1 protein-coding gene is annotated in these 525 nt (G+C 53.9%); it reads right to left on the bottom strand.

Annotation, left to right across the window (positions count from 1 at the left end; genetic code table 11):
• Nucleotides 1-65 precede the first annotated feature (65 nt).
• Nucleotides 66-525, bottom strand: a 460-nt coding sequence (locus V6E55_RS25630) for a hypothetical protein (protein WP_316944134.1), incomplete at its 5' end; no start/stop codon positions are given.

The raw sequence follows: 525 nt of genomic DNA, 5'->3' as shown, positions 1-525 counted from the left end.
TTGCTGCATTAGCGGGCTGATCTTCTCGTCGTAGACACTTTCGAGGTCATAGATTTCGATGTTGCTCATTGGGCGGCCTCCTTGCGAATTTCATTCGCGAAATCAGCTACGTCATCGGCGCGTTGCCGATATTTCAGACGAGATGACTCGCTAATGCTAATTCCTGGGGATGTTTCGTTTGCAATCGCATACCAAGCTTTCGCCAAACGTTCCAAGCCCTGAGCACGCACTTCAGCGAGGAAAGCGTCCGTTGCCGGGGTTTCGACGCGGAAGTAAACCGGGTCGCCGTCTTCAAAGTTACCAGGGTCATCGACCAGTGTTTCGTACTCATCAGCAGAGTAGACCTCCTGACGAAGCAGTCCATGCTTCAGTGCCAGCTCCTGTATTTCCGCACCATCAACGGAGCCACCTTGCCAGGCGATAGAGAGCAACGCATCGACGAACGCACTCAGCCCCGCATTCTCCGCAGCCAGCTTCTCAACCTGCATCTGCAGATTCTCGTGAGCAGTAGTCTCTGCACGCAGA

Source organism: Enterobacter sp. 342 (assembly GCF_036663495.1).
Classification (GTDB): domain Bacteria; phylum Pseudomonadota; class Gammaproteobacteria; order Enterobacterales; family Enterobacteriaceae; genus Enterobacter.
This window is presented reverse-complemented; position numbering and strand designations above follow the sequence as displayed.